The sequence below is a fragment of the Massilia sp. CCM 8734 genome, from assembly GCF_011682155.1.
GTDB classification, from domain to species: Bacteria; Pseudomonadota; Gammaproteobacteria; order Burkholderiales; family Burkholderiaceae_D; genus Telluria_A; species Telluria_A rubra.
The window spans coordinates 1-14,019 of the sequence record NZ_WHJI01000047.1; the positions used below are offsets into that span (position 1 = coordinate 1).

Consider the following 14,019-nt stretch of genomic DNA (forward strand, 5'->3'; position numbering starts at 1 on the left):
AGCCTTGAGCTCTTTAAAGGGTCGTTCGAGACCAGGACGTTGATAGGTCAGGTGTGGAAGTGCAGTAATGCATTAAGCTAACTGATACTAATTGCCCGTACGGCTTGTCCCTATAACCTTAGCAGGTACAGAGATAAGAAATGCGCGTTGTGTTTTGTGTTGATACGCAATCACTACCCAAGTAATACAATAAAACGATACTTCTTCCAGATTCAAGCTAGTGCTGCCCGGTCGGGAGCACCAAGCTGTACAAGTTATGCCTGATGACCATAGTAAATCGGTACCACCCCTTCCCATCCCGAACAGGACCGTGAAACGATTTTACGCCGATGATAGTGCTGCAACCAGTGTGAAAGTAGGTCATCGTCAGGCTAGTTATAAGAGAAAGACCCCGGTAAGCCCAAGCGCGTTCAAGATCGCGCTTAGTGCAAACCGGGGTTTTTTTTCGTCCACGTTTTTGTCGACGGCCGCATGAATGTCAGGTAAATCTGGTGCCGCGCAAGCTGCCAGGGCATTTGCGCGGCGGAATTCCCTGCTATTCAACGTCGTTTATTGCGGCTTGTACGTCACTTTCAAGGTGTAGCTGGATGCCGTATAGCCATTCAACAGCACATACACATCGCCATTGGCCGTCATGTTGACGGTGCAGTTTTCCGTGCTGGTCGAGCCATCCGATTTGCAGGTGTAGCTGGTGGTGGTCGGCACGGAGGTTTTGCGCACATACAGATCGGTGTCGCCCGTTCCGGTGGTGGACGACACGACCGAACCAATCGCCGCCTTGAACGGACCGAAGGTTTTCTTCTGGCCCGAGGTCAGGCTGCCGGTAAAGGTTTCGGTCTTGTCGGTACCGCCCGGCGCTGCGCCATCGCTGCCCAGTTCAATCGCGAACGATGCCGCCAGGCGCGCGAATTTGAGCGAGTGATTGGCCTGGCCGCCGGCGTTGGCGAAGGTGTCGTTGACCGTGTGGATATACCGGTTCGACTGCGACATCGTCGTTTCGAACGGCATCGACGCGTAATAACCCTGCGCCGTCCACGATGCGTGATCCGAGCAGCCGTACCCACACTTGTCGTAACCGATGGTCAGGGTCGGCTGATAGGTGGTGATCAGATTGGCGACGAAGGTGTTCTGCGCGCTGTCGGTGTAGTCGGTATAGATATAAATATCGTTGGCCGAGCCTTTGTAGTTGGTCATGTCGAGCTGCATCACGCCGACCACGTTCACATTATTCGTCTTGAAGTTCTGGGCAATCGCCTGCGAACCGCGCAAACCCACTTCTTCAGCCGCATAACCGATCATTTTGATGGTGCGGCGCGGCTTGTAGCCGTTGGCGATCATCGAGCGCAGCACTTCGGTCATGCTGGCGATGCCGGACGCATCGTCATCGGCGCCCGGCGCACGCGAGGTTTCCCCGGTGCCGGAACCGACCGTGGAATCGAGATGGCCGCCGAGCACAATCACCTCGGACGGATTGTCGGTCCCGGTAATGGTCAGGATGACCGATTTCTGGTTATAGCCGCTGTGCGTGAATTGCGTCACCGCGATATCGGAACGGCCGGTGGCCATGCCGGCCCATTTTTGCTTGAGCCAGTTGGACGCGTCGGAGCCGCCCGTGGTCGTATAAAAGCGGTTCGTGAACGAGGACAGTTCCGTAATCGTCGTGCCGATATTGCTGGCCTGCATTTGCGACAGCACCGGCGTTACCAGCGCCTGGTTGTCGATCGTATAGCTCGGCCGGGCCAGTGCCGCCAGGCTGGCTGCGCTCGGAGGCGAGGCCAGCTTGGCCAGCGCGCGCTTGCCGTCGGCTTCGGTCTCGTGATACATGTACCCGCCGCAACGCTTGAGTTCATGGTGGATCGATTCGTTCAGCTTCAGCATTTCTTCTTCGTTCACTTGCACCAGGTGAACTCGCTCCGCAGCGACGAGCCCGGCCTGGTCATTGGTCCTCACAACCTGACTCTGGCGCGCAATCGCTTGCGGCGCCACTTTTTGCAAATGCGTGTACGCGGTGTCGCCCACCGTGATCCAGCCTTTGCCGGGGGCGGCGGCGGCGGCATTGGTGGTCGCCAGCAGCCCGGAAATCAGGACTGCAAGCAGGGCAGGCATCGCGCGACGCTGGAATTGGTGCACTTGGTTCTCCATCGGATTTTCCTTTTTTATAGATGGGCGTTGTAGCCCACTTGTCGAGCGATGGCGTGACCGGTGGGTCAGACGGCGCTCATCCAAAAAACAATGCAGCCAAAATGGCCGCATCGGTCGGATGCCTGAATTGCTAAATGGTTGTACATACTTTGCAAAAAATATTATCACGTGGAAGTACCGCACAAACTAGATTGTAGGAATTTGTTCACAGTAAATCTATATATAAATCAATGACTTACGGCAAGTTTGTATCCACTAAGCATGAGCCGTTATGGCGTGGAACTGCCGAGCTCCACTGCGAAGGCGGCCGCCAGGCGTGCGAACTTGAGCGCGTGCACGGCTTGTCCGCCTGAGCTGGCGAAGGTGTCGTTCTTGCTGTGGATGTGGGGATTGGCGCGTGCCAGCGAGGACTCGAAGGGCATCGAGGCCGGGTAACCTTCGGCGTGCCAGGAGGCATGGTCGGAACAGGCGTAACCGCAGGAATCGCTACCGACGGTAACACCCGGCAAATATGCGGCGATCAATTTACCCAGGAATTCATTCTGCTCGGCGCTGCTGTAATCGCGCAGCAGATAGATATCCTTGTCCGCGCCCTTGTAGTTGATCATGTCCAGCTGCAGCACCCCGACCACCTGGATGCCGGCCTGCCGGAACGCGCGCGCCAGCTCTTGCGAGCCGCGCAGGCCGACTTCCTCCGCCGCGTAAGCGATCAGCTTGATGGTGCGGCGCGGCCGGTACTTGCTCTCGCTCATGACGCGCAGCACCTCGGTCAGGCCGGCCACGCCGGAGGCGTCGTCATCGGCGCCGGGCGCTTGTGCCGATCCCGGCTCGTCCATGGCGTTGGCGTTGATCGAATCGAGATGGGCGCCGATCACGACAACTTCATCGGCCAGGTCGGTGCCGGCGATGGTGGCAATCACCGATCCCTGTGGAAAGCCCGTGTGGGCAAAGGTCTCGACCAGCACGCCGCCATGGCGCGCGCCGGTGGCGGCCCAGCCTTGCCGCAGCCACTCGGAGGCACGCGCGCCGTGCGGGCTGTTATAAAAGCGGTCGGGAAAGGCCGACAAGCCCGCGATCATGCGTGCGATATGCTTGGCGTTCATGCCGGCCAGCATGGGCGTGACCGTCGCCTGGTGAGCGATCAGATAGCTTGGTCGCACCAGCCCGGCTAACGGCGCCGCCGCGCCCTGTGCCAGGCTGCGCTGCGCGCTGGCCTGGTCCGCATGCACCATGAAGCCGCCGCAATGCCCAAGCTTTTGGTGCAGCAAGCGCGCCACCCGCCCCACTTCCTTGGACGGCACTTCCACCAGCACCACCGGCGCCGGGCTGACCGCTGCGACGCCGGGAGTCGCATGCAGGCGTGCGGCCGGCATGGCCGGGCTTAACAGGCGGTAAGCCGCCTCGTCCACGGTCAGCCAGCTGGTCTGCGCCAGCGCGGGCGGCGTCGCCGCCAACAGCATTGCCAGGATCAGTATCCGCATCGCAAAGCCCTCCCTCCTGCTCGATGGAAAAAGCTTACTGCGGTTGTTCAGTAAAAGTTCAATTTTGAATGTGGGATGGTTGATCTTTGTCAAACACGCATGTCATCCGGGCGTCACGCTCGCTCAGTACACTCTTGCGTTTTCGAATGACATCCCTGATGAGGCTTGCATGAAGTTTCTCCCGCAACTTTCCCTGATCGCCGCTGCGGCGGCCATGGCCATGGCCGGCTGCGGCGGCAGCAGCGACACCGTGCGTACCGCGCCCGCAGCGCAAACCGGCGTCTTCCTCGACTCCGCCGTCGAAGGGCTCGACTACGCCGCCGGCGCAGGCGCGCGCGCCACGACCAATGCCAAAGGCGAGTTCTCCTGTATAGTCGGCGAAACAGTTGCCTTCAGCATTGGCGGGATGGCATTAGGCAGTGCGAGCTGCGGCACGCTGTTGACGCCGCTGTCGCTTTCGGGAGGAACCGACGTGACCGACCCCAAGGTAGTCAACCGCTTGTTGGCCCTGCAATTGCTCGACGACGATAACGACCCGTCCAACGGTATCAAGCTCGGCGCCGACGCAAAAGCCGCGCTGGCCGGCAAAAACCTCGATGTCAATGCGGCCGCGCCCGTCTTCAATGCCGCGCTGGCAGGCAGCCTGGCCGGCAGCACCTACGGCGAGCGCACCATCGACGACGACCGTCGCATGCTGGCACGCGAACATTTCGAAGACACCCTCGCTGCGACAGTCGGCACGCCCGCAGTCGAGCAATTTACCCAGTCCACGCCGCTGGGCAAGGTGGCTACCAGCGTGACGCGTTACCAGGTCAGGGCGGCAGCCAGTTTCCACGTCCCGTACGAAGGCGCCAACGCGGCTGTGAAGGCCGAGTTTGCGCAAGGCTTCCTGCCATCCTACGGTTCCGGGCTTGCTTTCAAGGGCAAGAACGCCAACGGCGACCTGGAGTTCTACAGCCTGACCGACCGCGGCCCCAACGGCGACGGCCCGAACCTGCCCGCGCTCGACGGCCAAGGCACGATGGGCAGCAAGATTTTCCCTTCGCCCAGCTTCACGCCATCGATCGGCGTGTTCACCATCGGCAAACAGGGCGCCACCCTGAGCGCCAGCCTGCCGATCAAGGTTGCCGCCGGCGTGAACGCATCGGGCTTGCCGGTGCCGGCCGGATCGCTTGGCAACTCGGCCGAAATCCCGGTGTTTGACGCGATGAAATTCGATCCCGCCAGCAAGGCCGTGTTCAACGCCGGCGGCATCGACAGCGAAGCCATCGCCGTCGATCAGCGCCGCAACGCCCTGTGGGTGAGCGACGAGTACGGCCCCTTCCTGGCGCGCATCGACGTCGGCACGGGCATCATCCAGGCCAAATACGCCCCCGGCAGCGGCTTGCCCGCCATTCTCGCCAAGCGCCGCGCCAACCGCGGCATGGAAGGGATGACACTCGACCCAGCCAGCGACAAGATCCACGCCTTCCTGCAAAGCCCGCTCAGCGATGGCACGGCGGTCTACGCCGTGACCGGCAAGAACGAACAGGTCGAGCGCTTTGCCCGCTTTACGCGCTGGATCGAATTCGACCCGGCGACCGGCGCGACCACCCGCATGTTCGCCTATCCGCTCGACGGCAAGGATTACGCGGACGGGCGCACCGGCAACGCCAAGCTGGGCGACATGGTGGCGCTGGGCAATGGCAAATTCATCGTCATCGAGCAGGGCGCCGGACCCGACGGCGAGGTGTTCAACAAGCTGATGCTGGTCCAGATCGGCGAGGCCAGCAACATTCTCGCCCCTGGTTTCAATCCGCACACGTCCGACCTGGAAAAAAGCAGCATGAGCGGCACGGCGATCAACGGCGCCAGCTGGGCCGGCGTAACGCCGCTGAAAAAGACCTTGCTGCTGGACTTGAACGCGATCGGCTGGCTGGCTGAAAAGGCGGAAGGGCTGGCCCTGGTCGACGGCATGACCCTGGCGCTGACCAACGACAACGACTTCGGCATGCTCACCCGCGTCACCGGCCCGGACGGCAAGATCGTGGCCGCCGCCGACGTCACCAAATGCAACGTCAACGCCGCCGGCAACATCATCGCGAGCAGCGCCGCCGGTTGTGGCGAAGCCAACCGCATCCGCGTCGGCCGTGGCGCCGACAAGGAACGCCCGAGCCGCCTGTGGCTGATCAAATTCGACAAAGCCCTGTCGTCCTACTGATCGCCCATGGCAAAACGGCGCCCGATTCGCATCGGGCGCCGTTTTGCACCATCCAAACGCAGCGTTCATCAGAACGCGCGCGAAGCCTTCAGCACCAGGAAGTTCACGCCGCTGTTGGGCTTTTTGTAGCCGCCGTTCGAGAAGTGTTGAATCTTCATGCCCACATCCCATTGATTGGCGAATACATAGCCAGCGCCCAGGTGATCGCCGAACTGGAACGCGGTCGACAAGCGGTTCGAATCGTTGTCATAGCGCTTCGACAGCAAATTGAGGCCGATGCCCGCTTCGCCATACCAACCGGTCATGTCGTCTGCCTGGAACCGGAACACCGGCGTGAAACCGATATTCGTGATGTTCTGGTGTTGGCCGTCCACGTTTTGATACGCATTGCCGCGCCATTGGGCAATCGAGGCATCCCAGTAACCGCTGAGGTGGGTGCCGTTCGATTGGAACCAGCGCTGGCTCCAGTCTTTTTGCACGCCAAAACGGACCATCTGGACCTTGGCGCCGCCACCGACTTCCAGCGAGGCGTTATCAATCACTTTGTCGGACGCAAACGCGCACGGGGTTGCGGCCATCACCGCGAGCGCTGCCAGCGAGGCACACCGCTTCATGTTTAACAGGGACATATGTGGGGCTTTCTGAGATAGGCACGCTAATTCATCATGATTAGCGTGTCCACTATTGTACCGGCGAAGCTGAAACCTCGCCTTGCATCATGTGTGCGCGCAATTTGATAAAATGACATGCTTAAAGCCGCATTCACTTCCATCCCAGGAGGCCGCCCTGACTACCCTCACCATCGCCTTTCTCGGCATCGGCCTGATGGGCCATCCGATGGCCATCTGCCTTGCTGGAGCCGGCTGGACCGTTCGCGCCTGGAACCGCTCTCCCGACAAAGCCGAGGCCCTGCGTCCCGCCGGTGTCCAGCCCTGCACCGGGCTCGATGAGGCCGTGCGCACGGCCGACATCGTCATTTCCATGCTCGCGTCCGGCGCCGTGGTGAGCGAGGTCATCGACGCCGCGCTGCCCAGCCTGCACCCCGGCGCGCTCTGGATCGACATGAGTTCTACCCAGCATGGCGAAGCCCTGGCTTTTCACGCGCGCCTGGCTGCCCGTCAGGTCCGCTTCCTCGATGCGCCCGTTTCCGGAGGCGTTGCAGGTGCGCAAGCTGGCAGCCTGGCGATCATGGCCGGCGCTGCGCTCGATGACTTTGCCCAGGCAGAACCCGTCCTGCGCGCGATGGGACGGCCCACCCTGGTCGGCCCCGCCGGCAGCGGCCAGGTTGCCAAATTGTGTAATCAGTTAATCGTCGGCGGCACCCTGAACATCGTGGCCGAGGCGCTGCTGCTGGCGCAGGCGGCCGGCGCCGATCCGGCCGCCGTGCGCAGCGCGATCCGCGGCGGCTTTGCCGAAAGCCGCATCCTCGACTTGCACGGCCAGCGCATGCTGGACCGCAATTTCATTCCTGGCGGGCAGGTCACGAGCCAGCTCAAGGACTTGCAAAACGTGCTGGTGGCCGCCGCCGATGCCGGCCTGGTGCTGCCGCTCACCTCGGTCGTCACCGCCAATTACCGCAGCATTGCCGACGAGTTTGCACGTGCCGACCACGCAGCCGCCCTGCTGGCGCTGGAGAAAATGAACCCGGGCCAGCGCCTGGGAACGGCGCCGGACCAGTTGCCGCCGGACTAGTCTTTAGCCGGCGCCAGCTGCATTTCGGCTAGCCGCACCCAGTAGCTGGCGCCGATCGGCAACAAATTATCGTTGAAGTCGTAGCTGGCGTTGTGCAACTGGCACGGCCCCAGCCCGTGACCGCCGGCGCGATGGTCGCCTTCGCCATTGCCGATGAACACATAGCACCCCGGCTTTTCCTGCAGCATGAAGGCGAAATCCTCCGCCCCCATGGTCGGCTCGGTATTCGCATTGACCTTGTCATGCCCCACCACGGCCGTCATCGCCTCGACCGCAAAGGCCGTTTCGCGCGCATGATTGACCAGCGGTGGATAGTTGCGCTTGAACTGGAAGCCGACCGTGGCATTGAAGCCCGCCGCGCAATGCTGCGCCATCTCGCCCATGCGTTGCTCGATCAGGTCCAGCACCGGCGTGGTGAAGGTGCGCACGGTGCCGATCAGCACCGCTTCGTCGGGAATCACATTGGTGGCGCTGCCCGCGTGGATTTGCGTGATCGACAACACCGCCGTATCGAGCGGACTTTTCTCGCGCGAAATGATCGTCTGCCACGCCTGGGCGATCTGGACCGCCACCATGACCGGGTCGACGCCGCGATGCGGCTGGGCCGCATGGCAACCCTTGCCCTTGACCACTACGCGGAACTCGTTACTGGACGCCATCATCGGCCCCGCCACCACGCCGAAAGTGCCCATCGGCATTCCCGGCCAGTTGTGCATGCCGTACACGGCATCCATCGGAAACTGCTCGAACAGGCCGTCTTGCATCATGCGGCGCGCGCCGCCGCCGCCTTCTTCGGCCGGCTGGAAAATCAGGTACACGGTGCCGTCGAACTTGCGGTGTTTCGCCAAATGATGCGCCGCGCCCAGCAGCATGGCCGTATGGCCGTCGTGGCCGCAGGCGTGCATCTTGCCCGGATGGCGCGAGGCATGCTCGAAGGTGTTGATTTCTTGCATCGGCAAGGCATCCATGTCGGCCCGCAATCCGATCGCGCGCGTGGAGGTGCCGTTCCGGATGATGCCCACCACGCCCGTCAGGCCCAGGCCGCGCACGATGGGGATGCCCCATTCGGTCAGGCGGGCCGCGACCACATCGGCGGTGCGGACTTCTTCGTAACACAATTCCGGGTGCGCGTGCAGGTCGCGCCGGATCTGCTCCAGCGCACCCTGGAAGGCGATAATCGGTTCAACAAGGTTCATATCATTCTCCACTCATGCTGGAATGTTAACCCATTTGTGGCAGTTTTGTAGTCCTTCTGGGCATCAGGCTGGCAGACCGGACCTGCTTCTCAACAACAGTCCCGGAATCGTATAAAGTAAGGGTTTCAACACCTGTTTCCCTGGATCTTGCAATGACCACCACCCAAGTGAGGGCCACCTGCCCGCACGACTGTCCCGATACCTGCGCCCTGCTCATCACCGTGGAAGACGGCGTCGCCACCGAAGTCAAAGGCGACCCCGACCATCCGACCACGGCCGGCGTGCTGTGCACCAAGGTGTCGCGCTATGCCGAACGCACCTACCACGCCGAGCGCCTGCTGCATCCCATGCGCAGGATCGGCAACAAGGGCGAGGGCAAGTTCGAGCGCATCAGCTGGGACGAGGCGATCGACACCATTGCCAGCCGGTTAACAGAAATCGCCGCGCGCGCCCCGCAAGCGATCCTGCCGTACAGTTACGCCGGCACCATGGGCCTGGTGCAGGGCGATTCGATGTCGGCGCGCTTTTTCCACCATCTCGGCGCATCCTTGCTTGACCGCACCATCTGCGCCACGGCCGGCTTTACCGGCTATAAATACACCATTGGCGCCACCATCGGCACCGATGTCGAGCAGTTCCAGGATGCCAAACTGATCATCATCTGGGGCGGCAACCCGATCGCCTCCAACCTGCATTTCTGGATGCGCGCGCAGGAAGCCAAGCGCAAGGGCGCGCGCCTGATCGCGATCGACCCGTATCGTTCCCTGACGGCCGAAAAATGCCACCAGCACATTGCCCTGTTGCCCGGCACGGATGCCGCGCTGGCGCTGGGCCTCATGCATGTGCTGATCCGCGACAATCTGGTCGACGACGATTACATCGCCCGCTACACCCTGGGCTACGAGCAACTGAAAGAACGCGCCGCCGAATGGCCGCCGCAGCGGGTTGCCGACACCTGCGGCATGACGCCCGAGGAAGTCGAAAACCTGGCGCGCGAATACGGCGAGACGGCCCGGCGCGGCGAACCGGTGGCGATCCGCACCAATTACGGCGTGCAACGCGTACGCGGCGGCGGCATGGCTGTGCGCAATATCACCTGCCTGCCGGCCCTGGTCGGCGCCTGGCGCCATGCTGCCGGTGGGGTCCAGTTGTCGTTGTCGGGCTCGTTCCCGGTCAACAAGCAAAAGCTGCAGCGTCCGGACTTGCTCAAGCAGCCGGTACGCACCATCAACATGACCACCATCGGCGACGATTTGCTGCGCGATACATCAAGCGAATTCGGCCCGAAGATCGAGGCCGTGATCGTCTACAACGCCAACCCGCTGGCGATCGCCCCCGATTCCGACAAGGTCATGCGCGGCTTTGCGCGCGACGACCTGTTTACCGTCGTGCTCGAACATTTCCAGACCGATAGCGCCGACTACGCCGATATCTTGCTTCCTGCCACCACCCAACTGGAACACGTGGACGCCCACAGCACCTACGGCCACCTGTACATGATGGCCAACAATGCCGCCATCGCGCCGCTGGGCGAAGCCAAGCCCAACACGGAAATCTTCCGCCTGCTGGCCGCGCGCATGGGTTTCGACGACCCATGCTTCCAGGAAACCGACGACCAACTGGCCGCGCAATCGTTCGATGCCAGCCATCCGCGCGCGATTCATTTCGACTGGGAATCGCTCAAGCGCAAGGGCTGGCAAAAACTGGCGATGCCGGCCGCGCCGTTTGCCGAAGGCGGTTTCCCCACGCCATCGGGCAAATGCGAATTCTATTCGGCCAGCATGCTCGCCGACGGACTCGACCCGCTGCCGGCGCATATTCCGCCCTACGAATCGGTGGCGAGCAACCCGGTGCTGGCGGCAACATATCCACTGGCCATGATTTCCCCGCCGGCGCGCAATTTCCTGAACTCGACGTTTGTAAACGTGACCAGCCTGCGCGCGACCGAAGGCGAACCGCATCTCGACATCCATCCCGACGACAGCGCCGCGCGCGGCATCGAGCATGGCCAGATGGTGCGCATTTTCAACGACCGCGGCGCCTTTGTCGCCCGGGCCCGGGTCACGCCGAAAGCGCGCGCCGGGCTGGTGGTGGGCCTGTCGGTATGGTGGAAGAAACTCGCCAGCGACGGCAAGAACGCCAATGAAGTGACCAGCCAGCGCCTGACCGACATGGGCCGCGCGCCGACCTTTTACGATACGCTGGTGCAGGTGGAAAAGGTATAAAACCCAAAGGGGGTGCGCGATGAAACTCAGCAGACGGGCCCGCAACGGCCTGATGGCAGGCACGGCGGCATTGCTGCTGGCAAGTTGTTCCAGCCTGAATTATTACCGCCAGGCGGCCCAGGGCCAGCTGACCCTGCTGTCCGACGCGCGCTCCATCGACGACTGGCTGAACGACCAGGCCACCGACGCCAAGCTGCGCGTGCGCCTGGCCACGGCGCGCCAGATCCGCACCTTCGCCGTCAAGGAACTGGGGCTGCCCGACAACAACAGCTACAAGAATTACGCGGCCCTGAGCCGGCCGTTTGTGTTGTGGAACGTGGTGGCCGCGCCGGAACTGTCCTTGAAACCGATCCAGTGGTGCTTCCCGGTGGCCGGCTGCGTCACCTACCGCGGCTACTACAGCAAGGAAGACGCCACCGAGTATGCGCGTGTGCTGCGCGAGGAAGGCAACGATGTCTCGGTCGGCGGCGTGCCGGCGTATTCCACCCTGGGCTGGTTCAACGACCCGCTCATTTCCACCTTCATCCACTATCCCGACGCCGAACTGGCGCGCCTGATTTTCCACGAGCTGTCGCACCAGGTGGTCTACGTGGCGGGCGACTCGCAATTTAACGAATCCTTCGCCAGCGCGGTGGAAGAGGCCGGCGTGGAACGCTGGCTCAGCGGTTATGGTAACGAAACCATGCGCGCGAACTACCTCGCCATTTCGGCGCGCAAGAAACAATTTCTCTCATTGCTGCTGGGCTGCCGCGATGCGCTCGGCAAAGCTTACGCGTCCAAAGCCAGCGTCGCCGAAAAACGCGCCAGCAAAGCCCGCCTGTTCCAGAAGTTGCAGGACGATTACCAGCTGCTCAAGGCGAGCTGGGGCGGTTATGCCGGCTACGACCGCTTCTTCGCCGAGCCGCTCTCGAACGCCCACCTGGCCTCGATTGCCACCTACAACGATTTCATCCCGGCCTTCCGCGCCCTGTTGGCGCGCGAAAAAACGTTTCCGCGTTTCTACGCCGCCGCCAAGGCCTTGGCCGAACTCGACCGCGACGAGCGCCACCGCCGCCTGAAAGCGCTGGCCGGCGCCTGAACAAACGCCGGCAATTTTTCGCCATACCAATGGGTGTTGCGGCACTGCACCAAAAGGTGCGTGCATCAAGCCTGTCTGAAATACCAGCAAAAGCGCTTGCATCGAAGCGCATCGCCCGATAGCATCACAGACAGCGTAATAAAGCGCACGCTCGGTTTATTTTCTTGAGCGCAAAAATACTGGTCGGCAATGTGCGCCGAACCCACATAACGATAATATTGAGACTGAGGCACATATGGACAAGATTTGGCTGAAATCCTATCCCGCGAACGTCCCTGCGGAGATCGATCCCGACCAGTACGGCTCGCTGGTGCAATTGCTCGAAGAGTCCTTCCAGAAATTCGCGACCCGCAACGCCTACGTCTGCATGGACAAATTCCTCACCTATGCCGAGCTCGACCAGTATTCGAAACGCATGGCCGCCTGGCTCCAGAGCCGCGGCCTTTCCAAGGGCGCGCGCGTGGCCGTGATGATGCCCAATGTGCTGCAATATCCGATCGCCATCGCCGCCATCCTGCGCGCCGGCTACACCGTGGTCAACGTCAACCCGCTGTATACGCCGCGCGAACTGGAGCACCAGCTCACCGATTCCGGCAGCGAAGCGATTATCGTCCTGGAAAATTTTGCCCACACCCTCGAACAAGTCCTCACCAAAACACCGGTCAAGCACATCGTGGTGGCCAGCATGGGCGAGCTGCTCGGCGGCGTCAAAGGTGTGATCGTCAATTTTGTCGTGCGCAACGTCAAGAAAATGGTGCCCGCCTTTTCGCTGCCCAACGCCGTGCGCTTCAAGGACGTGCTCGCGCAGGGCGAAAAGATGACGTTTAACCCGGTCAAGGCGAGCGCCACCGATGTCGCCTTCCTGCAGTACACGGGCGGCACCACGGGTGTGTCGAAAGGTGCGACGCTGACCCACCGCAACGTGATCGCCAACGTCCTGCAAAGCGAAGCCTGGTCGCAGCCGGCGCTGATCAAGGCGCCCGTGGTCGAGCAGGTGGTGATCGTGTGCGCGCTGCCGCTTTACCATATCTTCGCACTGACCTGCTGCGCCATGTGGGGCATGCGCGTGGGCGCCCTGAATATCATGATTCCCAATCCGCGCGATATCGGCGGCTTTATCAAGGAACTGTGCAAATACAAGATCAACATGCTGCCGGCGGTCAATACCCTGTATAACGCGCTGCTCAACCATCCCGATTTCACCAAGGTCGATTTCTCGGGCCTGAAGATTTCCAACGGCGGCGGCATGGCGACCCAGCAGATCGTCAACGACAAATGGAAAAAGGTGACCGGCACCTGCATCATCGAAGGCTACGGCCTGTCCGAAACGTCGCCGGTGGCCACCTGCAACCGTTCCGACCTGACCGAATTCACGGGCCACATCGGCATGCCGGTGCCGTCGACCGACGTTGCGATCCTCGACGACGACGGCAAGCCGGTGGCGTTGGGCCAGTCGGGCGAAATCGCGATCCGCGGCCCGCAGGTGATGGCCGGCTACTGGAACCGTCCGGACGAAACGGCCAAGGTCATGACGGCCGACGGCTTCTTCAAATCGGGCGACGTCGGCATCATGAACGAGCACGGCTTTATAAAAATCGTCGACCGCAAAAAGGATATGATCCTGGTTTCGGGCTTTAATGTGTACCCGAACGAGCTCGAAGAAGTCATCGCCAAGCATCCGGGCGTGCTCGAATGCGCCTGCATCGGCGTGCCGGACGAGCATTCGGGCGAAGCGGTCAAGGTGTTCGTGGTGCGTAAAGACCCGGCCCTGACGGTCGAACAATTGATGGCTTACTGCAAGCAGGAATTCACCGGCTATAAAAAGCCGAAGTACATCGAATTCCGCAGCGAGCTTCCGAAAACCAATGTCGGCAAAATCCTGCGCCGCGTGCTGCGCGATGAAAAGCATGCATCGTAAGTGGCATCGCAACAGATAGCAGTACGTTCTTCGCTTATTTAGCGGCACGACCGCCTGCGGGCGGTCTTTTGCATTCACAGTTACAGT

The 14,019-nt window shown here is 61.7% G+C and carries 9 protein-coding genes and 2 rRNA genes; 7 read left to right on the forward strand and 4 right to left on the reverse strand.

Annotated elements, in window-relative coordinates; translation table 11 throughout:
* Both F2P46_RS30100 and rrf read left to right on the forward strand, forming a co-directional pair.
* Positions 1-112 (forward strand): 23S ribosomal RNA (locus tag F2P46_RS30100); the annotation flags it as partial.
* Positions 113-259: 147 nt separating this feature from the next.
* Positions 260-372 (forward strand): 5S ribosomal RNA (rrf, locus tag F2P46_RS30105).
* A gap of 177 nt (positions 373-549) precedes the next feature.
* Here rrf and F2P46_RS30110 read toward each other — a convergent pair.
* Together F2P46_RS30110 and F2P46_RS30115 are read right to left on the reverse strand one after the other, a co-directional pair.
* The gene (locus F2P46_RS30110) at positions 550-2,142 is read right to left on the reverse strand and encodes a M20/M25/M40 family metallo-hydrolase (protein WP_166897246.1); all 1,593 of its coding nucleotides are present in this window, start codon (positions 2,140-2,142) and stop codon (positions 550-552) included.
* Between the two features lie 269 nt (positions 2,143-2,411).
* Positions 2,412-3,623, reverse strand: coding sequence for a M20/M25/M40 family metallo-hydrolase (locus tag F2P46_RS30115; RefSeq protein WP_229509515.1), 1,212 nt, complete (start codon positions 3,621-3,623; stop codon positions 2,412-2,414).
* Between the two features lie 169 nt (positions 3,624-3,792).
* Here F2P46_RS30115 and F2P46_RS30120 point away from each other — a divergent pair, with 169 nt between their 5' ends.
* Positions 3,793-5,823 (forward strand): esterase-like activity of phytase family protein, encoded by a 2,031-nt coding sequence (locus F2P46_RS30120; RefSeq protein ID WP_166897249.1) that lies wholly within the window; start codon positions 3,793-3,795, stop codon positions 5,821-5,823.
* 68 nt (positions 5,824-5,891) lie between these two features.
* On the opposite strand, the gene F2P46_RS30125 is transcribed toward F2P46_RS30120, so the two are convergent.
* Positions 5,892-6,452, reverse strand: coding sequence for an acyloxyacyl hydrolase (locus F2P46_RS30125; protein ID WP_229509516.1), 561 nt, complete (start codon positions 6,450-6,452; stop codon positions 5,892-5,894).
* 112 nt (positions 6,453-6,564) lie between these two features.
* Between F2P46_RS30125 and F2P46_RS30130 the strand changes: the two genes are divergently transcribed.
* A complete protein-coding gene (locus F2P46_RS30130; RefSeq protein ID WP_166897252.1) occupies positions 6,565-7,515 on the forward strand; it encodes an NAD(P)-dependent oxidoreductase in 951 nt (316 codons plus the stop codon).
* Here F2P46_RS30130 and F2P46_RS30135 read toward each other — a convergent pair.
* Positions 7,512-8,711 carry a M20 aminoacylase family protein gene (locus F2P46_RS30135; protein ID WP_166897255.1) on the reverse strand — a complete coding sequence of 400 codons (1,200 nt, stop codon included), beginning with the start codon at positions 8,709-8,711 and terminating at the stop codon, positions 7,512-7,514. The genes F2P46_RS30130 and F2P46_RS30135 overlap by 4 nt on opposite strands.
* A 152-nt stretch (positions 8,712-8,863) precedes the next feature.
* On the opposite strand from F2P46_RS30135, the gene F2P46_RS30140 reads away from it, so the two are divergent.
* The 3 genes from F2P46_RS30140 to F2P46_RS30150 all read left to right on the forward strand — a co-directional run bounded on the left by F2P46_RS30140 (position 8,864) and on the right by F2P46_RS30150 (position 13,932).
* The gene (locus tag F2P46_RS30140) at positions 8,864-10,936 is read left to right on the forward strand and encodes a molybdopterin oxidoreductase family protein (protein ID WP_166897258.1); all 2,073 of its coding nucleotides are present in this window, start codon (positions 8,864-8,866) and stop codon (positions 10,934-10,936) included.
* 19 nt (positions 10,937-10,955) lie between these two features.
* Positions 10,956-12,014, forward strand: a complete 1,059-nt coding sequence (locus tag F2P46_RS30145) for an aminopeptidase (protein WP_166897261.1) — start codon at positions 10,956-10,958, stop codon at positions 12,012-12,014.
* Positions 12,015-12,249: 235 nt separating this feature from the next.
* The gene (locus tag F2P46_RS30150) at positions 12,250-13,932 is read left to right on the forward strand and encodes a long-chain fatty acid--CoA ligase (protein WP_166897264.1); all 1,683 of its coding nucleotides are present in this window, start codon (positions 12,250-12,252) and stop codon (positions 13,930-13,932) included.
* The last annotated feature ends 87 nt before the right edge of the window (positions 13,933-14,019 follow it).